Source organism: Pseudomonas sp. PDM22 (genome assembly GCF_014851965.1).
Lineage (GTDB): Bacteria > Pseudomonadota > Gammaproteobacteria > Pseudomonadales > Pseudomonadaceae > Pseudomonas.
Window position 1 is genome coordinate 78300 of sequence record NZ_JACVAR010000003.1, and the last position, 24943, is coordinate 103242.

Consider the following 24943-nt stretch of genomic DNA (forward strand, 5'->3'; position numbering starts at 1 on the left):
CCTTCTGGGGGCCTATAGCTCAGTTGGTTAGAGCAGAGGACTCATAATCCTTTGGTCCACGGTTCAAGTCCGTGTGGGCCCACCACCCTTTCAGCAAAAAGCCGCGCGAATGCGCGGCTTTTTCGTTTCTGTCGTTCAGCGATCAGGATTGCGCCAGCTCGCGCAACGCGGCGGTAGCGAGGAAGCCGGAGCGGGAGCTATAGCGCTGATCCTTGCTGACGCGGTCGTCGATGCGTTGCAGCAGGTGTTCGGGAAGTGTGGCGTTGAAGCGTACGGCTTTTCCCAGGTAGGGCGTGACGTCGAATTCGATTACGGCCCAGACGCCGCCGGCGTAGTCCGGGTTGGCCAAGTGCTGGTCGATGGACTGCGCCTGGGGCAGTTCTTCGCCATCGGCCACCAGGCCTTCGAAATGCAGGGCCAGCGCTTCCTTGGCGTTATCCAAAGCCTCGTCGACGGTACAGCCGGCGGAGTAGCAGCCGGGAACGTCGGGAAGAGTGACGCCGTAGTCGCTGTCCGGGTCCTTGTGGAGCACGACGGGAAATTTCATAGGGTGGCTCCCGCTACGGCGTAGCGCAGCTCAATGGGTGGTGTCAGACCGGCAGGGTTTCAAACCGGCCTGCTTGAGGATGCTGTTCACCGTTCCCTTGGGCAGGCTCGCCTTGGGGTGCGGCACGGTGACCTTGCCGGGCTTGTCAGGATGCTTGAACTGGTGGTGGCTACCGTTGCAGCCGATCTCCAGCCAACCATCCTCGATCAGCAGTTCGATAATTTCCCTGCTGCGCATCCTCGCCCTCCCGGCGACTCTGCAGTGTGTACCATACACACCACTCTTTAAGTCAGTCAATTTGCTCTGGAGGAAAGCCGACGAGCGCTGTTCTTGTGGGCTTGAACTGGAGGTTCACCGCCGCGGTACGGTATTTACCGAATCCCCCTACACCGCAACTGCGTTGCTGTCCTACAAGGGCTCTGCGTAGCGTTCTGCCTGCCACGGTTCGCCGTGGCCAGGAGTGGAATCCTGAAGACATAAGAGGAAGGCATTACACACGCCGTGGCGGATGACGCTGGCTCTAACAGTCAACGTCTTCTGGTAGTCCATGGCGGACCGTGTAAGGCGGGCTTCGGCTCGGCCGGGCTTTCTCCTCTAGATGTCTCGGTATTCCACCCTTGCACGGTCCGCCTCCCTCTGTGGTTGTTCGGGCGGCGGCTTCTGGACGTACATGGAGAGACAGCATGAAGTTTTCCGATTCGATGTCGGCCGACGAAGGCCTGATTCCCACTGTGTTCCAACGCTACAACCGTCGTCTGCGCGGGCTGCTCATCGAGCGCCAGGCGTGGTTCGTCCTGCGCGATCTGGCCAAGCTGACCAACAGCCACCTGGGCGAACGAGTCACCAGTAAGCTCGATCCGGACCAGCTTCGTCATGAGCACCTCGCCGGGTGCGAAGAAAAGCTCTATCTGGTCAGTGAAAGCGGCCTCTACGCGCTGCTGCTGGTGCACTTCTATCACCCGGAGAATCGCAGCCTGCGGCAGTGGATCAGCACCGAGGTGTTGCCGGCCCTGCGCGATGCGCAGCAGCACAACCCGCACCTGCCGCGCCGGCGCATGGAGCAGATCGAGGGCCAGCCAACCAGCGTGATGGACTGGCAGGGTAAGGTCTGGGTGCGCTGGACCGATGCGGTGCGCATCATGGAAAACCAGGTGCGTTCGCTGCACTGATACTACTCCTGCGCACTTCGTAGGATGGCGTGGAGCGAAGCGATACCCATCGCTTCACGCCCTACCCAATGAGCTTCGCGGACAAGTCCGCACCTACAGGATCAAAGGCCCCTCACCCTGGCCCTCTCCCGCAAGCGGGAGAGGGGACCGTTCGGAGCGAGAAGTAACCTCGGTGTCAGCCGGTACGTTTTCCCTGTTCTCCCTGCCTGTAGGGCGCATAACGCGTCAGCGTTATCCGCCGCCAAGGGTATGGCGGATAACCTGTCCCAGGTTATGCGCCCCGCGTTTACCGCGCGTTCCTGGCAATTTACCGGCACCGCAATGCGAGACACTTCACACCAACCGTCGACTCCCTGGCGCAAGCCGCCTCAGCCTATGACAGGGGTCAATATCAGATAGCCATTAGCCATTAAATTGGCATCTCCCTGATATGAGTGATCCCCTCATGACTCTCCACCGGCATCCCGTCCAATTGCTTGTCGCGTCCGAGGACCCGGCGCTGGCCCGTCAGGTTCGTGCCCTGCTGGCCGCCTATGAGTTGCGCTGCGGCGTGATGGAAGGCCCTTGTGACTGCCAGCAGGCGCCGCTGTGCCGCTGGTTCCAGGACGCACCGCTGGGCGAGACCGGGAAGATCACCGCGCTGCTGGCCGATGCCATCGGTGTGCTGGAGCGCACCCGCCATGCCTTCCGCTCCCGCGAACTGGGCGAGCTGCGCCAGCGCCTGAGCGGCGCGCTGCAAGAGTTGTCGGGGCCCCGCCCCCTGGTGTAAAAGACAAACCACCCGCGTTCCGCCATTGCGGAAGCTGGCTTTGCCGGGCAGGACTTGTGGGCCTGCAAGACAAAGCGCCGAGTTGGTCGCCGTCGATTTAGACGGGACGACGAGCCGGCGCTTTTTTCATGCCCGACAAAAACAGCAGACCCGCAAGGAGCCGAACATGGGCCTGGGACCGAAGCTCGAGAGCGTGCTCGAGCGCATCGGCCTGTCGACGATGGAAGTCGATCAGCGCCTGAGTTACCTGGAGTGGCGCGAGGAGGATGGCTGCCATCTCCATGGCCGCGCCGCCGAACTGGAAGGCTGCCACCAGCGCTTCATCGAGCAGCTCTACGACCACCTGCGCCACTACCCGCCGCTGGGAGCGATCCTCGCCGAGCCGGCAACGCTGGCGCGGCTGAAATGCAGCCAGTTCGAATACTACCGCCAGCTCTGGGATGCCCCGCAGGACGCCGATTACGTACGCGACCGCCTGCGCATCGGGCTGGTGCACCAGCAGGTCGGCGTCGAGCTGAAGTGGTACCTGGGTGCGTATCGCCTGTACCTGGACCAGATGCTCGCCGACCTGATGGGCGATGCCCCGGAAGCCAGGACCTACGCCAGCCTGCTCAAGCGGGTATTCTTTGATATGTCGCTGGCCATCGACACATACGGCGCGGCCCAGCGCCAGGCGCTGGAGGACAGCGAGGCGCGCTATGCCCGCGCCCTGCGTGGCGCCAACGACGGTATCTGGGACTGGGACCTGGGCAACGACCGCCTCTACGTCTCCGAGCGCTGGGCGCGCATGCTCGGCCTGACCCGCGACAACCTCGGCGAAGGCAGTACCAGCTGGTTCGCCCGCGTGCACCCGGACGACCTGCCTGGCCTGCGCAAGGCCATCGACACGCACCTGCGCGGCAGCAGCGCGCTGCTCAGCCACGAGTACCGCATCCGCCAGCGCGACGGCAATTACCTCTGGGTGCTGGCGCGCGGCGTGGTCACCGACGGGCGCATGGCCGGCTCGCAGACCGACATCAGCCAGCACAAGGCCAGCGAGCACCAGCTCAGCCACGCGGCGCGGCACGACCCGCTCACCGGCCTGGGCAACCGCTTGCGCCTGGACGAACTGCTGCAACAGGCCCTGATGCGCCAGCGCCGCCCCGGCGCACGCGAGTCCGGCCTGCTGTTCATCGACCTGGACCGTTTCAAGCTGATCAACGACAGCCTCGGCCACGCCGTCGGTGACCGCGTACTGGTGGAAGTCTCCCAGCGCCTGCTGCGCTGTCTGCGGCCGGGCGATCACCTGGCGCGCTTCGGCGGCGACGAGTTCGTCGTGCTGCTGGACGACCTGGCCAGCCTGGTCGACGCCGAGCAGGTCGCGCAACGCATGCTCGACTGCCTGCGCCAGCCGCTGCACGTGGATGGCCGCACACTGGTGGTCAGCGCCAGCATCGGCATCACCGGGCTGATGACCGACGGCCAGGCCATCGACACCCTGCAGGCCGCGGACCTTGCGCTGTACCGCGCCAAGGAGGCCGGCAAGGCACAGTACGCGCGCTTCAGCCTGGAGCTGCAGGCCGAGGCGCAGCGCCGGCTGGACCTGGAAAGCGCGCTGGCCCAGGCACTGCGCCGCGAGGAATTCAGCCTGCACTACCAGCCCATCGTCCGCCTCGACCGCGACTCGCCGCACTGGGAAGCGGTGGAGGTGCTGCTGCGCTGGAAGCACAACGGCCAGTCGATCTCGCCGCTGGACTTCATCCCGGCGCTGGAGGAATCCGGCGAGATCGTCCCGGTCGGCGACTGGGTGCTGCGCCAGGCTTGCCGGCAGACGGCGCTGTGGCAGAGCCAGGGGCATCGCAGCCTGTACTGCTCGGTCAATCTGTCGAGCCGGCAACTGCAGCAGCCGGGATTCGCCGCGCGGGTGCAGCGGATTCTCGCGGAGAGCGGCCTGTCGCCGCGCAGCCTGGTGCTGGAAATCACTGAAAGCCTGCTGATGCAGGACGGCGCGGAAACCCTCGCCTGCCTGCGCGAACTGGCCGCCGAGGGCGTGCGCCTGGCGCTGGACGACTTCGGCACCGGCTATTCCTCGCTGGGCTATCTCAAGCGCTACCCGCTGCACATCCTCAAGGTCGACCGCAGCTTCATCACCCGCGTGCCGGACGACCCGGAGCTCAGCGCCATCTGCCGGGCAATCATCGGCCTGGGCCACAGCCTCGGCCTGGAAGTGGTGGCCGAGGGCGTGGAGCGCCAGGAGCACCTGGACTTCCTGCGCGCCGAAGGCTGCCGCCACGCCCAGGGCTTCCTGTTCAGCAAGCCGCTGGCGCCGGAGCAACTCTTCCAGACCCGCCTGGAGCACCAGCGATGAAGCTCAACATGCCCGTCACCGGGCGCCAGGTAGACGTGCCAGTCAATGCCAACATCCTCTCCACTACCGACCTCAAGGGCGCGGTCACCCATGTGAACCCGGACTTCATTCAGGTCAGCGGCTTCGAGGCCGAGGAGCTGGTGGGCTTCAACCACAACCGCGTGCGCCATCCGGACATGCCGCCCGCCGCCTTCGCCCACCTCTGGCAGACCTTGCAGGCCGGGCGCAGCTGGATGGGCCTGGTGAAGAACCGCTGCAAGAACGGCGACCACTATTGGGTCAGCGCCTTCGTCACGCCGATCCGCCATGGCGGCAAGGTCGTGGAGTACCAGTCGGTGCGCACCCGTCCCGGTGCCGAGCAGATCGACGCAGCGGAGCGCCTTTATGCGCGCATGCGCCAGGGCAGGACATTGCGTCGCCCGCGCGTGCCGCTGGTGCTCCAGTTGCTGCTCGGCCTGTTGCTGGCGCAGGCCGGCGGCGCTCTTCTCGCGCTGCTGCTGCCCAAGCTGACCGCACTGGCCTTCCTGTTGGCGCTGGGCGCATCAGGCACTTGGCTGGTACTGCGCCTGCAACCGCTGGGCGCGCTGCTCGGGCGCGCACGGAAGATTGCCGACAACCCGCTGAGCCAGCAGCTCTATTCGGGCCGTGCGGACGAGTTCGGCGAGCTGGATTTCGCTTTCCGGATGCTGGAGGCGGAGACCGCCGCGGTGGTCGGGCGCATGGCCGACGCATCCCAGCAGTTGGCCGAGCACTCCGCCGCACTGGCCGACGCCATGGCCGGTGGCAGCGCCGCTTCTCAGTTGCAGCAGCGCGAGACCGAGCAGGTCGCCAGCGCCATGCAGCAGTTGGCGCAGAGCGTCCAGGAAGTGGCTCGTCACGCGCAGCACAGCGCGGTGGCGGCGCAGTGCAGCGAGCGCATCACCCAGTCAGGGCATCAGGATGTGCACGGCACGCGCGGGCAACTCGCTGCGCTGGAAGCCGGCGTGCGCGCGGCCAGTGCCGCAGTGGAACAACAGAAGGAACACAGCGAGGCGATCTCGCGGATGCTCGAGGTGATCCGCGACGTCGCCGGGCAGACCAACCTGCTGGCGCTGAACGCCGCCATCGAGGCGGCGCGCGCCGGGGAAAGCGGACGCGGTTTCGCGGTGGTCGCCGACGAGGTTCGCGCGCTGGCTTCGCGCACGGAGCATTCCGCGCGGGACATCCAGTCGCTGGTCGGCAACCTTCAGCAGGGCGCCGAGGATTCGGTGCGGGCGCTATGGCATTGCTGCGACCAGGCGGTGGCCAGCCTGGCCCAGGCAGGCCAGGCGGCAGGAACGCTGGAACGCATCAGCGAACAGGTTTCGGCGATCCAGCGGATGAGCCTGGAGATCGCCGAAGCCATCGAGGAACAGGGCGCTGCCAGCGAGGACGTGCAGCGCAGCCTGCACGCCATTCGCGGCTCGGCCGACAGCAACGCCGCGAAGGTCGGCACCTGCCAGCGCAGCGCCGCACGCATGGCGGAACTGTCGGCGGAGCTGCGGATGCTGGCGGAGCATTTCTGGGAGGGCAGCCGGGCGGGTTAGCGCTTGGCGATGATGTACACGGCGTGGACGATGCCGGGGATGTAGCCGAGCAGCGTCAGCAGGATGTTGAGCCAGAACGCTCCGCCGAAACCGACCTGGAGGAACACGCCCAGCGGCGGCAGAAGGATGGCGATGAGGATGCGGATGAGGTCCATGCGGTGGCTCCTTGTGAGATTGCCTCTTGCATGGAATGGACCGCCGGGCAGCGGAGCGGGTTCAGAGAATCTGGTGTTCCCTGCAGGAGCGGGCCATGCCCGCGATCGCATCCATGGAACGCTCCTACAGGTGGAGTCCGTGCGTGAGCCACCCTCACCCCAGCCCTCTCCCAGAGGGAGAGGGAGCCGTTCGGCATGGCGCCGGGATCAGCGTTCGCCGGGGACCTCGGCTCGCTCCTACAAAGTCCGAAGATCAATTTTGGCCTCGGGCTCTCAGAGGAACCAGCGGTACTCCCGCGCGCTGACTTCGTTCATGAAGTCCAGGTGGTCGTGGCGCTTGTTCTCGCAGTAGACGAAGACGAACTCGCTGCCCAGGCCTTCCTTGACCACCGGGTGGTCTTCCATCTCGGCGACGGCGCCGAGCATGTCGCGGGGGAAATCGATGCCGCTGGCGCGGTCTTCGTTCAGCGGCGGGATCGGCTCCTGGCGGGTTTCCAGGCCGTGCTCCATGCCGGTGAGGATCGCCGCGAGCACCAGGTAGGGGTTGGCGTCGGCGCCGGCCAGGCGGTGCTCGATGCGCAGGTTCCTGCCATCGGATTCGGGAATGCGGATGCATGCATCGCGGTCCTCGAAGCCCCAGCTGGCCTTGCTCGCAGCGTTCACGCGGGAGCCGTAGCGGCGGTAGGCGTTGTGGTTGGCGGCGAAGATCGGCATGCAGTGCGGCAGCAGTTCCAGGCAGCCGGCCACGGCGTGGCGCAGGGCCTGCTGGTTGTCGCGGTCGAGCAGGTTGTTGCCGTCACGGTCGTACAGGCTGACGTGTACGTGCATGCCGCTGCCCGGTGCATGCAGGTAAGGCTTGCTCATGAAGCTGGCGCGGTAGCCGTGCTTGAGCGCCACGCCACGGGTCGCGCGGGTGAACAGCGCAGCCTGGTCGGCGGCGTGCAGGCCATCGTCGCAGTGGGCGAAGTTGATCTCGAACTGCCCCGGACCGATCTCGGCAGTGATGACGTTGGCGTCCACGCCCTGCTCGCGGGAGGCTTCGACGATCTCATGGAGCACATCCGAGAAGCGCGACAGGCGCTCGATGTGCATGTTCGGCTGGTCGTCCTCGTCGTCGCTCAGCGGGTCGCGCGGGTACTGAGGCAGGCCGGCATCCAGCTTCTTGTCGAACAGGTAGAACTCCAGCTCGAAGGCCACCACCGGGCGAATGCCCTTGGACTCCAGGCGCTGCATGACGCGGGCGAGCACTTCGCGCGGCTCGAATTCGATGGGCGCCTCGGTGCCGTCGGAGCTGATCAGCATCTGCCCCAGCGGCTGGTTTTCCCAGCGCACCGGCTTGAGCGAGCCGGGGATCAGGCGGCGCGGCGCATCCGGGTCGCCGTCGTTGAAGCAGTAGTCGCCGATGGGGTGCAGGCCACCTTGTACGCCCAGCAGCACGCAGTTCTGCGGCAGTTTCAGCGGGCTGCCGGCGGCGACTTTTTCCAGCATGTCCACGGGGTAGCGCTTGCCGTAGAAGTGGCCGGGAATGTCCAGGCAGATCAGGTCGACGTAGCGGATATCCGGGTATTGCTGGCGGAAGGCGCGGACTTCGCTGAGCAGGTCGGGATGCATCGGGCGGTTCATGATGTTCTCTGGGGCCTTTGTGCGGGAGCGGCCGGATCGTTTTCCCAAGCCAACCCTCGCGGGCTGGCTTGGGAAATCAGGTGAAGATCCACAGCACCCGGGTTGGTTTGTCGGTGAGGTTGCCGTAGCGGAACTGGCTGTGCGGCGGCAGCTGGAAACTGTCGTTGGGGTAGAGGGTGACGGTGTCGTCCTCGTACCAGAGGGTCAGCTCGCCTTCGAGGACGAAGCCGCCCTGCTCCGAGCTGTCGTCCAGGTGGCCTTCGCCGCTGGTGGCGCCGGGGGCGAGGATGCTGTCGAGCATGGAGAAGCCGCCGGACATGTTCGGCGAGGCGAGGATGTCGGTGACGCCACCGGCGTAGTACAGGGTGCGGCGGTCGTTTGGCCGGGTCACCCAGTCGCGCTCGCGGCGGGTGTCGCCGGCGTAGAAGTAGGTAGTCGGTACGCCCAGGGCTTCGCTGATGGCGGTGAGGTCGGCGACGGTCGGTTGCGACAGGCCACGCTCGACCTGGGACAGGAAGCCCACCGAGCGGCCGATCTGCTCGGCCAGCTCGCCCAGGGTGAGGTTCTTGTGCTTGCGCAGGTCGCGGATCAGCGTGGCAAGGTGTTCGTTGGCAACCGTCTGGGTCATGTCAGGGGTCCGGATCAGATGAAATCCCGTAATCGATACCAGGCCTTGCCGACGGCTTCCAGTGGCGCGGCGAAGCGCTGGCCGCCGGGGAACCCGGGATTGCGGATGCGTTGATAGAGGTCAAGCTCGTCGCTGCGGCCGCCCATGGCTTCGCTCACGGCGTGGGCCGCGGCCAGGCTCGGCAGCACGCCGTGGCCGGAATAGCCCTGCAGCCAGTAGAGGTCGCCGCGCCGGCCGATGTCCGGGGTGCGCCGCATGCTGCAGTCGATGTGCCCGCCCCAGGCGTATTCCAGCTCCACACCCTTGAGCTGCGGGAACACCCGCTCGACATAGGGGCGCGTGGCAGCGCGAATGTCCGAAGGCATGCCGCCCAGGTAGGTGCAGCCGCCGCCGAACAGCAGGCGATGATCGGGGGTCAGGCGGAAGTAGTCGAGGACGAACTGGTTGTCGGTGACGCAGCAGTTCTTCGGCAGCAGCGAGCGGGCCAGTTCCTCGCCCAGCGGCGCGGTGGCAACCTGGTAGGTGCCCACCGGCAGGATGCGTTCGGAGACGTCGCGGTCCAACCCGTCGATGTAGGCGTTGCAGGCCAGCACCAGGGAGGCGCAGCGCACGCTGCCCCGCTCGCCATTGGGAAGCTCGGTGGTCACTTCGTAGCCACTGCCGCTCTCGCGGAAGCTCAGCGCGCGGGTCTGCTCGAAGATGCGGCCACCGGCGCGCTCGATGGCGCCTGCCAGGCCGTAGGCCAGTTTCAGCGGGTTGAGGTGCGCGGAGTTCGGGTCATACAGGCCGGCCTGGTAGCGGTCGCTGGCGATCCACTGCGGCAGGTCTTCACGGGGAATGAACTGCAGGCCTTCGTAGCCCCAGCGGCGATTGGCTTCGGCCTGCCAGTCGTAGAGCGAACCAACCCGGCGCGGCAGCACGGCGGTCCACAGGTGGCCGATGCGGTAGTCGCAGTCGAAGCCGTGGCGTTGCGGCAGGTCGCGCAGTTCGTGGGCAGCCCAGAGCATGCCCTGCCAGAGACGCAGCGCGCCTTCGTGGCCGAGGTCGTCCTCGATGGGGCCCAGGTCGCTGGACCAGCCCGGCAATGCCTGCCCGCCGTTGCGTCCGGAGGCGGCCCAGGCGATGCGGCTGGCCTCGATCATGCAGACCTGGCGGCCGCCTTCGACCAGTTGCAGCGCCGTGTGCAGGCCGCTGAAACCGGCACCGATCACCAGGACTTCGCACTCCAGCGGCTCGCGAAGGGCTTCGCGGGGCTGGATCAGCTCGGGGTTGGCGCCGGCGTAGTAGGTGCCGACCGGTTCGGGCGAACGCAGGAACATCGCTACCTCGTGAAATTGTTCTGATTATTTTTCATGAAAAATAACAGAACAAATTTCACAAGGCTAGCCCGTCGCACTTTTGCGGACGGGGTGCGTTTCAGATCATCAGGAAGACAGCACCGCAGCGCTGCCCTGCTCCTCGCGCTTCTGCCGCACGCTGACCACCACCACCAGCGCCACCAGGATGGCGGCGAGGATGGCCGAGGAGCCGATGGTGCCGAAGTCCAGACCGCCCTTCTCGTGGGACTTGGTCAGCACGTCGCCCAGGGTCGCGCCGAACGGACGGGTCAGCACGAAGGCCACCCAGAACAGCAGCACCGAGGACAACCTGGTGAAGTAGTGCAGCGCCACCACCACGGCGATGAGGCTACCGATCAGCAGCGCGCCGCCGGCGAAGCCCAGGCCGGAGTCGTCGGCGAGGAAGTCGCCCAGCGCGGTGCCCAGGGTGTTGGAGAAGAGAATGGCGATCCAGTAGAACATCTCGCCCTTGAAGCTGCGGATGTTGTCCACCGACAGCGAGGTGCCGCTGAAGCGCCAGGCCGCGAAGATCGCCACCAGGATGCTGATGAGGATCGCCGAACCGGTGGCGTAGCCCAGGCCCAGCGTGCGGTCCATGAAGTCCGACATGGTGGTGCCGGCGGTGCTGGTGGAGAGGATCACCAGCCAGTACAGCCAGGGCACGTAGCGCTTGCTGGCAAGCTGGCCGACCAGGGTGACGAGGAACAGGCTGATGAGGATCAGCGAACTGATCGCATAGCCGACATTGAGGGTCATCGACAGCAGGTCGCCGGCGGTTTCCCCCAGGGTGGTGGCGCAGATCTTCATCACCCAGAAGGCCAGGGTGATCTGTGGCAGTTTGTTGTTCACGGGTTTGTCTCCGGAAATGAGCGGGATCGACGCGCGTCGGTCACGTCGCTGCACCCGGAGTTGACGGTCTCCCCCGATACCCCCTGGCGCATGGTCGTGGAGACTGAGGGCGGCGCGGTGAAGAAAGGGTCAAGCCGGTATGAAAAAACCATTGGCCATCGTCGTTTCGGGCCAACCGACGGATGACAGATCACATTGAGTTGCTATGGTTTTACGTGGGGGCGATGCGCCCGAGGACCGCTTCACTTCGCGCGCGGCGCATGGGGACAGGAATGAATCAGATGATCAAACCGCAACCGTACTGCAAGAACTGCCGGCTGGCGCCGCCGACCCTGAGCGACGACAAGGTCATGGAGCTCGAGGCGATCATCAAGCCGGGGCACCTGCTGCACAAAGGGGACTTCGTATTCCGCCAGGGCGACCCGTTCCACAGCGTGTACCTGGTGCGCTCCGGTTCGATCAAGACCTTCACCACCAACGAACAGGGGCTGGAGAAGATCACCGGCTTCTACTTCGCCACCGAGATTTTCGGCTTCTCCGGGATGGGCGAAGGCAGCTACCCGGTGTCCGCGCAGGCGCTGGAAAGTACGTTGTGCAGCGAGATTCCGTTCAGCCAGCTGGAGGAGCTGTCGCTGCAGATTCCGGGGCTGTCGCACCAGATCATGCTGATGATGAGCCGCAAGATTCGCGAGGATCAGCAGATGAAGCTGCTGCTCTCGCGGCTGAACTCCGACTCGCGCATCGCCGCCTTCCTGCTGAACATTTCCGCGCACTTCCGCGAGCGCGGCTTCTCCGCCACGCGTTTCCGCCTGAGCATGTCGCGCAACGAGATCGGCGATTACCTGGGGCTGGCAGTGGAGACCGTATCGCGCAGCTTCACCCGCCTCCAGAAGCACGGGTTGATCCGGGTGGATGGGCGGGAGACGGAGATCGTCGACTTCACCGAGCTGTGCGCGCTGGCCGGGGGTGAGGTCGAGCTTTGAGTTTCCGCGAGGGGACGGGGTTCGCGAGCAAGCTCGCTCCTGCGAAGATCAATTTGGTGCCAGACCTGTAGGAAAGGCGGGGCGCCTGGCCCATGCCCGCGACCAGCCCTGCGCCATGTCTTTCAGGCCGGCGCAGGGCAGATTCCGGCCTGCCGGCCGGTTCGCGGGCAGGGTCCGCTCCTGCAGGGGACCGATCAGGTACCGATCACGCCGCCATCATCCTTGGTGATCACCAGCGTCGTGGAACGCGGGATGCTCTTGCCGTCGCTGGCCGGGAAGCTCAGGGTCGGGTGCTGGATGTTCACCCACAGCGTCTTGCCGTCCGGGGTCTGGGTGATGCCGGTCAGCTCGCAGCCGCGCGGGCCGACCAGGAAGCGTCGCACCTCGCGGCTGTGCGGGTCGGCGCAGAGCAACTGGTTGCAGCCCATGGCCTGCATCGCCGGGACGTCATCGTCGTAGTCGGTTTCGATCCACAGGCGCCCGGCGGTGTCGAAGTACAGGCCATCCGGCGAGGAGAAGATGTCGCCGTTGATGGTACCGATCAGGTTCTCCGGCGCGCTGGAGCCCTTGTGCTCGCCGGCCAGCAGGAAGATTTCCCATTGGAAGCGGGTGGCGGTCGGGTCGCCGCCTGCCTCGTTCCAGCGCAGGATCTGCCCGTGGAGGTTTTCCTTGCGCGGGTTGGCGGCGTCCACCGGCTGCTTCTTGCCGCGGGCATCGTTGTTGGTGAGGCTGACGTAGACCTCGCGGGTGGTCTGCTGCACGGCGACCCACTCGGGGCGGTCCATCGGCGTGGCGCCCAGCTTGTCGGCGGCGGCGCGGGCGTTGACCAGCACCTCGGCCTGGCTGGCGAAGCCGTTCTCGGCGCTCAGGCCATTCTGCCCGTGCACCAGCGGCAGCCACTGGCCGCTGCCATCGGCATTGAAGCGGGCCACGTAGAGGGTGCCTTCGTCGAGCAGGTCGACGTTCGCCGCGCGGTTGTTCGCGTCGTATCGGCCGGCCGGGACGAATTTGTAGATGTACTCGCCCTTGGTGTCGTCGCCGTAATAGAACGCCATGCGGTTGTCGGCGCCCAGCGAGAGGGTCGAACACTCGCGGCAGAAACGGCCGACGGCGGTGCGTTTCTTCGGCGTGGAGGTCGGGTCGAACGGGTCGATCTCCACCACCCAGCCGAAGCGGTTCGGTTCGTTGACATGGCCGCCGTGGGGCTGGTCAGCCTTGGGCGTGGCGTCGAAGCGCGCATCCACCGCTTCCCAGGCGTAGTAGTTGCTGAACTGGCCGTTGGACAGGCCGTAGCGCTTGTGCGAGACGCGCTTGGCGTAGTCGTCCTTGTCGCGGTTGACGAAGTACTGGTGCCAGTTCTCTTCGCAGGCCAGGTAGGTGCCCCAGGGCGTGACGCCCATGGAGCAGTTGTTCAGGGTGCCGAGCACCTGTTTGGCCTCGGGGTCGCTGGCGGTGCGCAGCAGGTCGTTGCCGGCCAGCGGGCCGGACAGGTCCAGCGGCGAGCTGCCGGTGATGCGGCGGTTGTAGCTCGAGCCCTCGACGCGCTGCCACTGGCCGCCGGGGTCCTTCTTCACCTCGATGACGCTCAGGCCGTGGGCGGCGATTTCCTTGCGTACCTCGCCTTCCGGGCGGCCGCGCGAACCATCGGGGCGGTCCTCGAAGGTCTGGCCTTTGGGGTGCAGCGTCGGGTTGATGTATTCGTGGTTGATCACCAGCAGGCCGTGGTTGTCCGGCGCATCGGGGAAGGGGAAGTAGTGCATGCCGTCATGGTTGTCGCCGGCCTGCAGTTCCTGGGCTTTCCAGTCCTCGCTGGCATCGCCTTTCCAGGCCGGCGAGCCGCTCACCACGGCGTCGCCCCAGGAGAAGAACGGGCGAGCCGTGTAACCGTCAGCGACGATAACGCGGTCGAACTTCGGGTCCTGCTGCACCGGCACGCCCTTGAAGCCCAGCAGCGCGGTGGGCACCGGGGCGTCGGCGGCGAACAGCGAGCGGCCGGGGAACAGGCCGCCGCCGAGGAAGCCGACGGCGCCCAGCACCAGGCTGTTCTTCAACAGGCGGCGGCGCGAGGCGTCGATGATCTCGCTCATCGGCAGGTTGCCGGAGGGGTTGATCGCCTGGTCGTCGAAGGCGGCCAGTCGGTCGTGGAAATCCTGGAAACGCTCGCTCATCAGATGGTTCCTTCCGCGCGGCCGTCTTTCTGACGGCTCGGGTTGTCAGTAGAAGCTATCGGCGGAAGGTTAGGAACGCGGTGTTACGTCGGCATGACAACGCCGCCGAGCCCTGTGACAGGCTCGGCGGCGAGGATAAAAGCCGCCCCGCAGGACCAAGACGACGTCCGGGGGCGGGCGCGAGGGCATTTGCGGAATAGCGCGGCTCAGCTTTGCAGGCCGCCCTGCTCCGAACATTCGGGGCCCGCCAGGCGGGCCGTCCAGTCTTCCAGCACGCCACTGGTGAGGCGTTGCGCGGCAGTCTTGCGCCAGCGCAGGGAGAGCGCGTCGCACGCCATCATCAGGCGCAGGCCGGTACGTTCCAGCGGGTGGCCAAAGTACCAGTCCAGCAGGCTCGCCACGCTGAGCTGCGGGTAGTGCCGCTGCACCAGCTCCAGCGGTGCATCGGGGGCGACCATGCCGGAGCGGCGCACCCGGTAGAACCAGCCGCAGCGCCCCTGCTCCTGCACTTGCTGCGGCAGCTCGGGGAGATTCCAGCGACGCGCCAGGCGGTAGCTGGGCGAGCGCGGCTGGCTCACTTCGATCAGCGCTTCGCCCCAGCGGAACAGGTCGCCGATGCAGACCTCCTGCTCATTGAGGCCGAAGGTCGAGAGGTTTTCGCCGAAGGCCGGCTGTCGCCAGCGCGTCTGCGGGTGCTGCTTGCGCCAGTGGCGGTAGTGCTCGGCCGGATAGTGGTGCAGCGCGCGGTCCAGGCCGCCGTCGCGGCGCAGGTCGGGCCGTGCGTCCCCCGGCAACCCTTCGGCGCCGAGCCAGACTTCCTGATGCGCTTCCAGCTTGTCGATATCGCTGAGCAGACCTCCCCAGCTTTCTTCGACTTTGCCTATGAAAACGCCCTGGATGACGATGCTTTCCACCTTTGTCTACCCATCTGAGACAGCGGACAAGCGCTAGAGTAGTGGCCTGGATAGCTGACTATCCATTTCGATTTTCCAGTTTCGTTGATAAGTAGACCTTATGGATTTCCGCCAGCTCCGCTATTTCGTCGCGCTCTACGAGGAAGGCCATGTCGGGCGCGCGGCCGAACGCCTGGCGATTTCCCAGCCGGCACTGTCGCAGCAGATACGCCAACTGGAGCAGAACCTCGACGTGGCGCTGTTCCAGCGCAGCGGCAAGCGCCTGCTGCCGACCGCCGCCGCACACACGCTGTACAACCATGCGGTGCCGCTGCTGGAAGGCCTGGAGCGCGCCCGCGAGGCGCTGCGGGGTTTCCGTGGGCAGAGTGCGCGCAGCCTGGCCATTGGCGTACTGCAGACGGTCAACGCGAGCCTGGTGCCGCACCTGGTGGAACGCCTGCACGCTGCGCAGCCGCACGTGCAGGTGCGCATCTACGAACTCTCCGGGGTGGAGATCGAGCGCCGCCTGCTGATCGGCCAGCTGGATATCGGCATCGGCTTCCTGCCGCCGCGCCAGCCGGCGTTGCACGGCGTGGAGCTGTACCCGGACGAGCTGCAACTGGTGATCCCGGCGGAGCATCCGCTGAAGGACTTCAAGAAGGTCTCGCTGGCCCAGGCGGCGGAGCTGCCGATGCTGCTGCTCGGCGAGGAATTCCGTGCCCGGCAGATCTGGCAGGAACAACTGGCGGCCATCGGCCGGCGGCCACGGGTACAGGCGGAGCTGAACCACATGGGCGGCATCCTCGACAGCCTGCCGCAGAGCCGCTTCGCCACCGTGCTGCCGGGGCGTGCGCGACAGATGCATGCGCACAAGGACCTGCTCTGGAAGCCATTGAGCGAACCGCGCATTCCACTGAGCGTGGGGCTGGTGTATCGCGATGCACAACGGCAGCAGCCGACGGTGGAGCTGCTGCGCTCGTTGCTGGATGGGGCGGTGTGACGCCCAACATCGCTGATGGGTATCGCTGCGGTCGCACGCCCGCACGGAGTCTCTACGTAGGGCGCATAACCTGGAACAGGTTATCCGCCGTCCCGACAACCAGCGGCGGATAACGCTGGCGCGTTATTCGCCCTACGGGAAGCCAATCCAGATCGCAGGCAAGAAAAAACCCCGCTTCTTGCGAAGCGGGGTTTTGCAGACCGATATCCTGACGTCCATGCAGGCCACCATCCATGGTGGAATCCCTATATTTCCGTGTTGTCTTTGGCGCTTCCTGCGCAATGTCCTGACTGAGGAGAAGGTTACCGCCAGAAGCCTTTATCAGAAAGACGCCGATCACCACCGCTGTTTGTAAGCTTTGGCTTACACGGATTCGTACTAGCGCCCTTCGGAAAGGAAATATCCCCATAAAAAAGCCCCGCCGGAGCGGGGCTTTTCAGAGCGAGCGCTTAGAACTGCGCGGCGTCCAGCAGGTACAGCGACTCGCTGCCGGCCTTCACCGAGGCACTCAGCGAGTGGATGCGCGGCAGCAGGCGGGCGAAGTAGAAGCGCGCGGTGCCGAGCTTGCTGGCGTAGAACTCGTCCTGGCCTTCCTTGCCCAGCGAAGCGCGAGCCATCAGGGCCCACATGTACGCGTAGGCGGTGTAGCCGAAGGCGTGCAGGTACTCGACCGAGGCGGCGCCGATTTCATTCGGGTTGCCCTTGGCGCGGTCCAGGACCCAGGCGGTCAGCTCGTCGAGGTTCTGCACGGCGGCGTTCAGCGGGCCGGTGAATTCGGCCAGCTCGGCGGACGCCGAGGCGGTGAAGGCACGGATCTCGTCAGTAAACAGCTTGCAGTAGGCCCCGCCGCTGCCGACGATCTTGCGGCCCATCAGGTCCAGCGCCTGGATGCCGTTGGTGCCTTCGTAGATCTGGGTGATGCGGCAGTCGCGTACCAGCTGCTCCTGGCCCCACTCGCGGATGAAGCCGTGGCCGCCGAAGATCTGCTGGCCGTGGATGGTGGTTTCCAGGCCCATGTCGGTGAGGAAGGCCTTGGCCACCGGGGTCAGCAGGGCGACCAGTTCCTCGGCGCGCTTGCGGGTGGTCGGCTCTTCGCTGTACTTGGCGGTGTCCAGCTGCATGGCAACGTAGCTGGAGAAGGCACGACCGCCTTCGTTCAGCGCCTTCATGGTCAGCAGCATGCGACGCACGTCCGGGTGGACGATGATCGGGTCGGCAGCCTTGTCCTTGGCGACCGGGCCGGTCGGCGCGCGGCTCTGGATACGCTCGCGGGCGTATTCCACGGCGCTCTGGTAGGAGCGCTCGCCGGTAGCCAGGCCCTGGATGCCAACGCCCAGGCGCTCGTAGTTCATCATGGTGAACATGGCGGCCAGGCCCTTGTTCGGCGCATCGACGATCCAGCCGGTGGCGCCGTCGAAGTTCATCACGCAGGTGGCGGAGCCCTTGATGCCCATCTTGTGCTCGATGGAACCACAGGACACGGCGTTGCGCTCGGCCAGCGAGCCGTCGGCGTTGACCATCACCTTGGGCACCAGGAACAGCGAGATGCCCTTGGAGCCGGCCGGCGCGTCGGGCAGCTTGGCCAGGACCAGGTGGATGATGTTCTCGGTCAGGTCGTGCTCGCCGCCGGTGATGAAGATCTTGGTGCCGGAAATCTTGAAGCTGCCGTCTGCCTGGGGTTCGGCCTTGGTGCGGATGATGCCCAGGTCGGTGCCGGCGTGCGGCTCGGTCAGGCACATGGAACCGGCCCAGGTGCCGGCGTACATGTTCGGCAGGTACTTGGCCTTCAATTCTTCGCTGGCGTGGTTGAGCAGCGACAGGCAGGCGCCGGCGGTCAGCATCGGGTACAGGCCGAAGGACAGGTTGGCCGAGTTGACCATTTCCTCGACCTGGGCGCCGATCACCTTGGGCATGCCCATGCCGCCGAATTCCGGCGCGCCGCCCACGCCCACCCAGCCGCCTTCGGCGTAGGTGCGGTAGGCTTCGGGGAAGCCGGCCGGGGTCTTCACGCCCTCGGCGCTCCAGCTGCAGCCTTCTTCGTCGCCGCTGCGGTTCAGCGGGGCGATCACGCCGCCGGTGACCTTGCCGGCCTCTTCGAGGATCGCGGATGCGGTCTCGGCATCGACGGTCTCGGCCAGGGCGGGCAGTTCGGCCCACAGGTTGGCGACCTCGAAGACTTCATTGAGGACGAATTGCATGTCGCGCAGGGGAGCTTTGTAGTCAGCCATGATGGATCCTCGAACGAAAACGACGGCTGATCTGGCAGCCAGCGGTATCAGAATAGGAGGTACACGAAGGTACGCCGCCGGAGTTTACTCCAACAACTTTTCAGACTTTAAGCGTCATGTTGTGACCGCACAACTATATATTGGTCACAATATGTAGCGAAAAACGAGGAGGCCCGCGCGAAGCGGGCCTCCTTGTCTGACACGCGGATTACAGGGCGAACTGCTCGGCCGACAGGCGCATCAGCACCTCGGAGCCGGCTTCCGCCGCTGCCACGTGAGCCTGCGCGCGCGGCAGCAGGCGGCTGAAGTAGAACTCGGCGGTGGCCAGCTTGGTCTGGTAGTAGGCCGCCTCGCTGGCGCCCTCTTCCAGCTTCTGCTGGGCGACGAGCGCCATGCGCAGCCAGAAGTAGCCGAGGGTGACGTAGCCGGAGAACATCAGGTAGTCGACCGAGGCCGCGCCGACTTCATCCGGGTTCTTCATGGCGGCCATGCCGACTTTCTGGGTCAGCTCGCCCCACTGCTTGTTCAGCGTCGACAGCTGGGCAACCTGTGCCTTCAGTTGCGGGTGCTCGGCGTGCTGCTGGCAGAGCTGATGGACGAGCTTGGTGAAGCCCATCAGCAACTTGCCCTGGCTGCCGAGGACCTTGCGGCCCAGCAGGTCCAGTGCCTGGATGCCGTTGGTGCCCTCGTAGATCGGCGCAATGCGGCAGTCGCGCACCAGCTGTTCCATGCCCCACTCGCGGATGAACCCGTGGCCGCCGAACACCTGCATGCCGATGTTGGTGACTTCCAGGCCGCTCTCGGTCATGAAGGCCTTGCAGATCGGGGTAAGGAAGGCCAGCAGGCTGGCGGCGCGTTCGCGCTCCTCGGCGTCCTGGGACAGGTGCTCGATGTCCAGCAGTTGCGCGGTGAAGTAGGCCAGCGCGCGGTTGCCTTCGTTGAACGCCTTCATGGTCAGCAGCATGCGGCGCACGTCCGGGTGGACGATGATCGGGTCGGCGGGCTTCTCCGGCGCCTTCGGGCCGGTCAGCGAACGCATCTGCAGGCGGTCCTGGGCGTAGCGCACGGCGCCCTGGTAGCTGGTCTCGCCAAGGCAGAGGCCCTGCATGCCGGTGCCCAGGCGTGCGTGGTTCATCATGGTGAACATGCAGGCCAGGCCCTTGTTGGCCTCACCGATGAGGAAGCCGCGCGCGCCGTCGAAGTTCATCACGCAGGTGGCGGACGCCTTGATGCCCATCTTGTGCTCGATGGAGCCGCAGGCCACGGCGTTGCGCTCGCCGGCTTCGCCGTTCGCATCGAGGTTGAACTTCGGCACGATGAACAGCGAGATGCCCTTGGTGCCGGCCGGCGCATCGGGCAGCTTGGCCAGGACCAGGTGGATGATGTTCTCGGAGAGGTCGTGCTCGCCGGCGGAGATAAAGATCTTGGTGCCGGTGATCGCGTAGCTGCCATCCGCATTGGGCACGGCGCGGGTCTTGATGATGCCCAGGTCGGTGCCGCAGTGCGGCTCGGTGAGGCACATGGTGCCGGTCCAGACCGCGCTGGTCATGCGCGGCAGGTAGGTGTCCTTCTGCTCCTGCGTGCCGTGGGCGTGGATGGCGGCCATGGCGCCCTTGGTCAGGCCGGGGTACATGCCCCAGGAGCAGTTGGACGCGCCGATCATCTCGCTGACCAGCAGGCCGAGAGACGGCGGCAGACCCTGGCCACCGAATTCCGGGTCGCTGGACACGCCGTTCCAGCCGGCCTCGACGTACTGCGCGAAGGCTTCCTTGAAGCCCTTGGGCGTGGTCACCACACCGTTGTCGAAGTGGCAGCCTTCCTGGTCGCCGGAGCGGTTCAGCGGGGCGATGACCTGCTCGCAGAACTTCGCGCCTTCCTCGAGGATGGCGGCGAACATGTCCGGGGTGGCGTCGGTGGCGCCGAGGGCTTCGTAGCGGCCGGTGAAGTCGAAGACTTCGTCGGTGAGGAAGCGCACGTCGCGCAGGGGGGCCTTGTACTCGGGCATCGCGAATCTCCGTTCGGTTCAGGGCGCCAGCGTGGCGCGGAAAACTCGAACCTAACGGCCCGCCACGATGCGGACAATCACGCTGCACGCGCTGAATGCGCGGTCATAACGCAGGCCGCTCAGGCTGTGCGCACCGCTCCGCGACGTGACTGCCCGTGCACGGCCACGCGGTTGCGCCCGCCGCTCTTGGCCGAGTACAGCGCCTCATCGGCGCCCTTGATGACTTCCTCGGGGCTGCGCCGCTCGCCGTCGCGCTCGGCGACGCCGACGCTGATGGTCACCGAGACCGTCTGCGCCTCCTTGCCGGCGCGCTTGCCGCGGCCCTGGCGGTCGTCCTTGGGGCGGTTGCCACGGTCGCGCAGGTGCATGGCGTAACCCTCGATGGCCTGGCGCACGCCATCGAGGTAAGGCAGGCACTGCTCCACGGTCTTGCCGGCGAACACCACGGTGAATTCCTCGCCGCCATAGCGGTACGCCTTGCCGCCGCCACCGGTACGACGCAACTGGCTGGCGACCATGCGCAGCACCTGGTCGCCGACGTCGTGGCCGTGGCTGTCGTTGAATTTCTTGAAATGGTCCACGTCGATCATCGCCAGCACGTACTGCTGGCCCAGGCGCTGGAAGCGCTCGTTCAGCGCGCGGCGTCCGGGCAGGCCGGTGAGCTCGTCGCGGAAGGCCATCTGGTACGCCTCGTGGGCCACCGCGCCGGCCAGGGTGAGCATCACCAGGCTGGTCATCACGGTCAGCGCGTGGGGCAGGATGAATACCTTGGGCAGCATCCACAGCAGCCCGAGCAGGCCCAGCAGTTGCGCGGCGTGCAACGGCCGCGGCTGGCGCACGTAGGCGGAGACCAGGGCGACGAAGGCCATCAGGAAACCGAAGTAGGACAGCTGCGCCAGGCTCATCCAGTGGCCATGCAAAGCCGGCCAGTAGGTGTCGCTGAGCAGCTCCGCCAGCCCCTGCGGGAAGCGCTTGGCCAGTGCTGTCGCCACCCCGGCCACGGCGACCAGCGCGGCGCTGCGGGCGAGCAGGTCCTGCAGCATGTGCATGCGCTCCTGCCAGATGCCGTAAAGGCCGTAGAGCAGCGGCAGCAGCACGCAACACAGGTGGAACACCAGCGCCGCTTCCGGCATCACCACGCGGTGCGCCTGGAAGTAGTCGACCTGGGTATCGAGCAGGAAATAGGCGATGTACACCACCGTCAGCATGAACAGCTGGCGCTGGCGGCCATAGACCATGCACAGCGCGCCGCCGAGCAGGAGCAGCAGGGTCGGCAGGACGTTGAACAGGGAGATGAAGAAGTCAGACAGTTCGCCCAGGGAGCCGGCGGCGATGCCGGCCGGAATCAGCAACAGGGGCGTGAGGAAATGGCTGATCCGGTAAGGGGCCGTGGGTCGCACAAAGGGTTCCGCAGAGTGGGTGCCGGTCTTGCCGTCAGTCGATCGGCAAGTGGCGTAATGATGGCATTTTCTGCGGCGTTTTGTGTGGATTCGGATACGAAAAAGCCCGCCTTGCGGCGGGCTTCCTGCTGTTCAGCAGACGGACGGCGAACCGTCCGTCCAGGGCGCTGATCAGTAACCGAGGGCGAAATCTTCCTCGGCCAGGTCCATCAGGTTGTTGGCGCCGGACAGCATGGAGCCAACGTGCGCGCGGGTGCGCGGCAGGATGCGCTGGAAGTAGAAGCGCGCGGTCTTCAGCTTGGCCTGGTAGAAGGCCTCTTCGCTGGTACCGGCAGCCAGCTTCTCGGCAGCCAGGCGAGCCATGTCGGCCCAGAAGTAGGCCAGGCAGGCGTAGCCGGAGAACATCAGGTAATCGACCGAGGCAGCGCCGACTTCCTCGCGGTCCTTCATGGCAGCCATGCCGACCTTCATGGTCAGGTCGCCCCACTCCTTGTTCAGCGCAGCCAGCGGTGCAACGAACTCTTTAACGGCTTCGTTGGCTTCGTTGGCCTGGCAGAACTTGTGCACGATCTTGGTGAAGCCCTTGAGCGCTTCGCCCTGGGTCATGAGGATCTTGCGGCCCAGCAGGTCCAGCGCCTGAACGCCGGTGGTGCCTTCGTACAGCATGGAGATGCGGCTGTCGCGGACGTTCTGTTCCATGCCGTGCTCGGCGATGAAGCCGTGGCCGCCATAGATCTGCACGCCGTGGTTGGCAGCTTCGAAGCCCACTTCGGTCATGAACGCCTTGGCGATCGGGGTGAGGAAGGCCAGCATCGCGTCAGCGGCTTTCTTCTCTTCTTCGTCCTGGCTGCGCTGGACGATGTCGACCTGCTTGGCAGCGAAGTACAGCATGGCGCGGTTGCCTTCGGCGAAAGCCTTGGCGGTCAGCAGCATGCGGCGTACGTCCGGGTGCACGATGATCGGGTCAGCGGCTTTTTCCGGAGCTTTCGGGCCGGTCAGCGAACGCATCTGCAGACGCTCGCGAGCGTAGGCGATGCCACCCTGGAAACCGATTTCGGCGTGGGCCAGGCCTTGCAGCGCGGTACCCAGGCGAGCGGTGTTCATGAAGGTGAACATGCAGTTCAGGCCCTTGTTCGGCGGGCCGATCAGGAAGCCGGTGGCGGCGTCGAAGTTCATCACGCAGGTGGCGTTGCCGTGGATGCCCATCTTGTGTTCGATGGAGCCACAGGAAACGGCGTTGCGCTCGCCCACGTTGCCTTCGGCGTTGGGCAGGAACTTCGGCACGATGAACAGCGAGATGCCCTTGGTGCCCTGCGGGGCGTCGGGCAGGCGGGCCAGCACGATGTGGACGATGTTGTCGGCCATGTCGTGTTCGCCAGCGGAAATGAAGATCTTGGTGCCGGTGATCTTGTAGGTGCCGTCAGCCTGCGGCTCGGCCTTGGTGCGCAGCATGCCCAGGTCGGTGCCGCAATGCGGCTCGGTCAGGCACATGGTGCCGGTCCACTCGCCGGAAACCAGCTTGGTCAGGTAGGCGTGCTGCTGCTCCGGAGTACCGTGGGCGTGCAGGGTGTTCATGGCGCCGTGGGACAGGCCCGGGTACATGCCCCAGGACCAGTTGGCCTGGCCGACCATTTCGCTGATGGCCAGACCCAGGGATTCGGGCAGACCCTGACCGCCGTGCTCGACGTCATGGGCCAGGCTCGGCCAGCCGCCTTCGACGAACTGCTGGTAGGCCTCTTTGAAGCCGGTCGGCGTCTTGACGCCTTCCGGGCTCCATTTGCAGCCTTCCAGGTCGCCAGTGCGGTTCAGCGGAGCGATTACCTGTTCGCAGAACTTCGCACCCTCTTCGAGGATGGCATTGACCATGTCCGGGGTGGCGTCTTCGGCGCCCGGCAGGTTCTGGTAGTGCGCTTCGTAGCCCAGCAGCTCGTCGCGAACGAAACGGATATCACGCAAGGGGGCCTTGTAATCAGGCATAGCGGTAAACCTCTACGAAGGGTTCTGGTTAATGGGCGACCGGTTGCTGCGGTCGCAGTGCGGGAGCATTCCCGGCCGCCCAGTCGGTGCGCGTGCGCATCCGGACAGTCAAACAGGCGTTTGAAACATACGTTTACGCCATACCCTTGTCAAGCGTGCAAACCGACCGCCTGGTCACGCTCGCAGGGCTGTCCGCGGGGTGTATTGGCAGCGAGGCCCTGAGGCTAATTAAAGCCCATGGCAGAGCGGCCGGCGTGTCACAAGGACAGCCGGCCGCGCGGAAGAATTCAGGGTGGGGAAAGCGTCGCGTCAGGCGCGGATATCGATGAGGGTGCCGAGCGTTTCGTCGGCAGCCTGGATGACCTTGGCGTTGGCCTTTACCTCGTGCTCGCCGCGGCGCAGGTCCACCAGACGGTCGTTGAGCACTTCGCTGGGCGCGCTGCCCGCGGTAGCGATGTCGGTGCTGGCGCGGTCGACGCGGCGCTGGCCGTTCTGCACGCCGTACAGGCCCGCAGAGAAAGCATTACCGGAGATTTCCATCGACACGCCTCCACAGCAAAAAGCAGCAAGTGGCCACTATTCAAGCAGACGGAGTCCGCCAGGCCAAGGCCCGGTTACAAATCCAGGATGCCCAGGTCCAGGTGCGCGGCCACTGCCGCCGAGGTCGCGTGGGCCAGGCGCGGCACGCGTCCGATGCAGGGTGCGGGCAGGCGTTCGGCGAGGGTCGCGAGGTTTTCTTCCAGACGGGAGGTCTGCGGGTCGACGATGTTCGCCACCCAGCCGGCCAGCAGCAGGCCGTCGCGCTGGATCGCCTCGGCGCTGAGCACCGCATGGTTGATGCAACCCAGGCGCACGCCGACGACGAGGATCACCGGCAACTCCAGGGCGATGGCCAGGCCGGAAAGGTTCTCCTCCCCCGCCAGCGGCACGCGCCAGCCCCCGGCGCCTTCCACCAGGGTGAAATCGGCGCCCAGCTCCAGCACCGAACGAACCGGCCCCTTGAGCGCTTCCACTGTCAGCTTCACGCCCATTTCGCGGGCAGCGAGGTGCGGCGCAATGGCCGGCTCAAAGGCGAAGGGGTTCACCTGTTCGTAGGCCAGCGGCACGCTGCATTCACCCAGCAGCGCCAGCGCATCGGAATTGCGCAGGCCCTCGGGGCTGCGCTCGCAACCGGAAGCCACCGGCTTGGCAGCCGCTGTGGACAACCCGGCCAGCCGCGCCGCATGCAGCAGGCCGGAGGCGATGGTGGTCTTGCCGATTTCGGTGTCGGTGCCGGTGACGAAGTAGGCGTGGGACATGG

Annotated in this window: 21 protein-coding genes and 1 tRNA gene; 7 read left to right on the forward strand and 15 right to left on the reverse strand. The window is 65.9% G+C overall.

Annotated elements, in window-relative coordinates:
* Positions 1–8 precede the first annotated feature (8 nt).
* A tRNA-Ile gene (locus IB255_RS11250) sits at positions 9–85 on the forward strand.
* Positions 86–142: 57 nt separating this feature from the next.
* On the opposite strand, the gene IB255_RS11255 is transcribed toward IB255_RS11250, so the two are convergent.
* Positions 143–547 (reverse strand): type II toxin-antitoxin system HicB family antitoxin, encoded by a 405-nt coding sequence (locus tag IB255_RS11255; protein ID WP_081520806.1) that lies wholly within the window; start codon positions 545–547, stop codon positions 143–145.
* 30 nt (positions 548–577) lie between these two features.
* Entirely contained in the window at positions 578–784 is a 207-nt protein-coding gene (locus IB255_RS11260) for a type II toxin-antitoxin system HicA family toxin (RefSeq protein WP_081520807.1), read from the reverse strand.
* Positions 785–1230: 446 nt separating this feature from the next.
* Between IB255_RS11260 and IB255_RS11265 the strand changes: the two genes are divergently transcribed.
* From IB255_RS11265 to IB255_RS11280, 4 genes are all read left to right on the forward strand, one after another.
* Complete coding sequence (locus tag IB255_RS11265; RefSeq protein WP_174824615.1) at positions 1231–1716, forward strand: Bro-N domain-containing protein; 486 nt, start codon at positions 1231–1233, stop codon at positions 1714–1716.
* Positions 1717–2161: 445 nt separating this feature from the next.
* Positions 2162–2485 (forward strand): hypothetical protein, encoded by a 324-nt coding sequence (locus IB255_RS11270; protein WP_081520808.1) that lies wholly within the window; start codon positions 2162–2164, stop codon positions 2483–2485.
* Positions 2486–2651: 166 nt separating this feature from the next.
* A complete protein-coding gene (locus IB255_RS11275) occupies positions 2652–4832 on the forward strand; it encodes a putative bifunctional diguanylate cyclase/phosphodiesterase (RefSeq protein WP_192210384.1) in 2181 nt (726 codons plus the stop codon).
* A complete protein-coding gene (locus IB255_RS11280) occupies positions 4829–6397 on the forward strand; it encodes a PAS domain-containing methyl-accepting chemotaxis protein (RefSeq protein ID WP_192210385.1) in 1569 nt (522 codons plus the stop codon). Before IB255_RS11275 ends, IB255_RS11280 begins: the two co-directional genes overlap by 4 nt.
* Here IB255_RS11280 and IB255_RS11285 read toward each other — a convergent pair.
* From IB255_RS11285 to IB255_RS11305, 5 genes are all read right to left on the reverse strand, one after another.
* Positions 6394–6552 (reverse strand): YqaE/Pmp3 family membrane protein, encoded by a 159-nt coding sequence (locus IB255_RS11285; RefSeq protein WP_003084988.1) that lies wholly within the window; start codon positions 6550–6552, stop codon positions 6394–6396. The two genes, IB255_RS11280 and IB255_RS11285, sit on opposite strands and share 4 nt — an antisense overlap.
* Before the next feature lie 273 nt (positions 6553–6825).
* Positions 6826–8175 carry a glutamine synthetase family protein gene (locus tag IB255_RS11290; RefSeq protein ID WP_081520811.1) on the reverse strand — a complete coding sequence of 450 codons (1350 nt, stop codon included), beginning with the start codon at positions 8173–8175 and terminating at the stop codon, positions 6826–6828.
* 76 nt (positions 8176–8251) lie between these two features.
* Entirely contained in the window at positions 8252–8803 is a 552-nt protein-coding gene (locus IB255_RS11295) for a helix-turn-helix domain-containing protein (protein WP_081520812.1), read from the reverse strand.
* A 14-nt stretch (positions 8804–8817) separates the two neighbouring features.
* Positions 8818–10122, reverse strand: a complete 1305-nt coding sequence (locus IB255_RS11300; protein ID WP_081520813.1) for an NAD(P)/FAD-dependent oxidoreductase — start codon at positions 10120–10122, stop codon at positions 8818–8820.
* Between the two features lie 105 nt (positions 10123–10227).
* Positions 10228–10947, reverse strand: a complete 720-nt coding sequence (locus tag IB255_RS11305) for a hypothetical protein (protein ID WP_081520818.1) — start codon at positions 10945–10947, stop codon at positions 10228–10230.
* A 323-nt stretch (positions 10948–11270) separates the two neighbouring features.
* Here IB255_RS11305 and fnr point away from each other — a divergent pair, with 323 nt between their 5' ends.
* Positions 11271–11972 (forward strand): fumarate/nitrate reduction transcriptional regulator Fnr, encoded by a 702-nt coding sequence (gene fnr / locus IB255_RS11310; RefSeq protein WP_139791708.1) that lies wholly within the window; start codon positions 11271–11273, stop codon positions 11970–11972.
* 194 nt (positions 11973–12166) lie between these two features.
* Here the strand turns inward: fnr and IB255_RS11315 are convergent, their stop codons facing one another.
* Entirely contained in the window at positions 12167–14140 is a 1974-nt protein-coding gene (locus IB255_RS11315; protein WP_192210386.1) for a PhoX family protein, read from the reverse strand.
* Positions 14141–14346: 206 nt separating this feature from the next.
* The gene (locus IB255_RS11320) at positions 14347–15054 is read right to left on the reverse strand and encodes an MOSC domain-containing protein (protein ID WP_151189106.1); all 708 of its coding nucleotides are present in this window, start codon (positions 15052–15054) and stop codon (positions 14347–14349) included.
* Between the two features lie 100 nt (positions 15055–15154).
* On the opposite strand from IB255_RS11320, the gene IB255_RS11325 reads away from it, so the two are divergent.
* Positions 15155–16033 carry a LysR family transcriptional regulator gene (locus IB255_RS11325; protein WP_081519682.1) on the forward strand — a complete coding sequence of 293 codons (879 nt, stop codon included), beginning with the start codon at positions 15155–15157 and terminating at the stop codon, positions 16031–16033.
* Between the two features lie 449 nt (positions 16034–16482).
* Here IB255_RS11325 and IB255_RS11330 read toward each other — a convergent pair whose 3' ends face one another.
* From IB255_RS11330 to bioD, 6 genes are all read right to left on the reverse strand, one after another.
* Entirely contained in the window at positions 16483–18261 is a 1779-nt protein-coding gene (locus IB255_RS11330) for an acyl-CoA dehydrogenase C-terminal domain-containing protein (RefSeq protein ID WP_081519681.1), read from the reverse strand.
* A gap of 208 nt (positions 18262–18469) precedes the next feature.
* On the reverse strand, positions 18470–20266 hold the full coding sequence (locus IB255_RS11335) for an acyl-CoA dehydrogenase C-terminal domain-containing protein (protein WP_192210387.1): 1797 nt from the start codon (positions 20264–20266) through the stop codon (positions 18470–18472).
* 119 nt (positions 20267–20385) lie between these two features.
* A complete protein-coding gene (locus tag IB255_RS11340) occupies positions 20386–21666 on the reverse strand; it encodes a sensor domain-containing diguanylate cyclase (protein ID WP_192210388.1) in 1281 nt (426 codons plus the stop codon).
* 171 nt (positions 21667–21837) lie between these two features.
* The gene (locus IB255_RS11345) at positions 21838–23643 is read right to left on the reverse strand and encodes a phenylacyl-CoA dehydrogenase (protein WP_081519678.1); all 1806 of its coding nucleotides are present in this window, start codon (positions 23641–23643) and stop codon (positions 21838–21840) included.
* A 309-nt stretch (positions 23644–23952) separates the two neighbouring features.
* Complete coding sequence (locus tag IB255_RS11350) at positions 23953–24183, reverse strand: hypothetical protein (RefSeq protein ID WP_081519677.1); 231 nt, start codon at positions 24181–24183, stop codon at positions 23953–23955.
* A 74-nt stretch (positions 24184–24257) separates the two neighbouring features.
* Positions 24258–24941 carry a dethiobiotin synthase gene (bioD, locus tag IB255_RS11355; protein ID WP_192210389.1) on the reverse strand — a complete coding sequence of 228 codons (684 nt, stop codon included), beginning with the start codon at positions 24939–24941 and terminating at the stop codon, positions 24258–24260.
* Between the last annotated feature and the right edge of the window lie 2 nt (positions 24942–24943).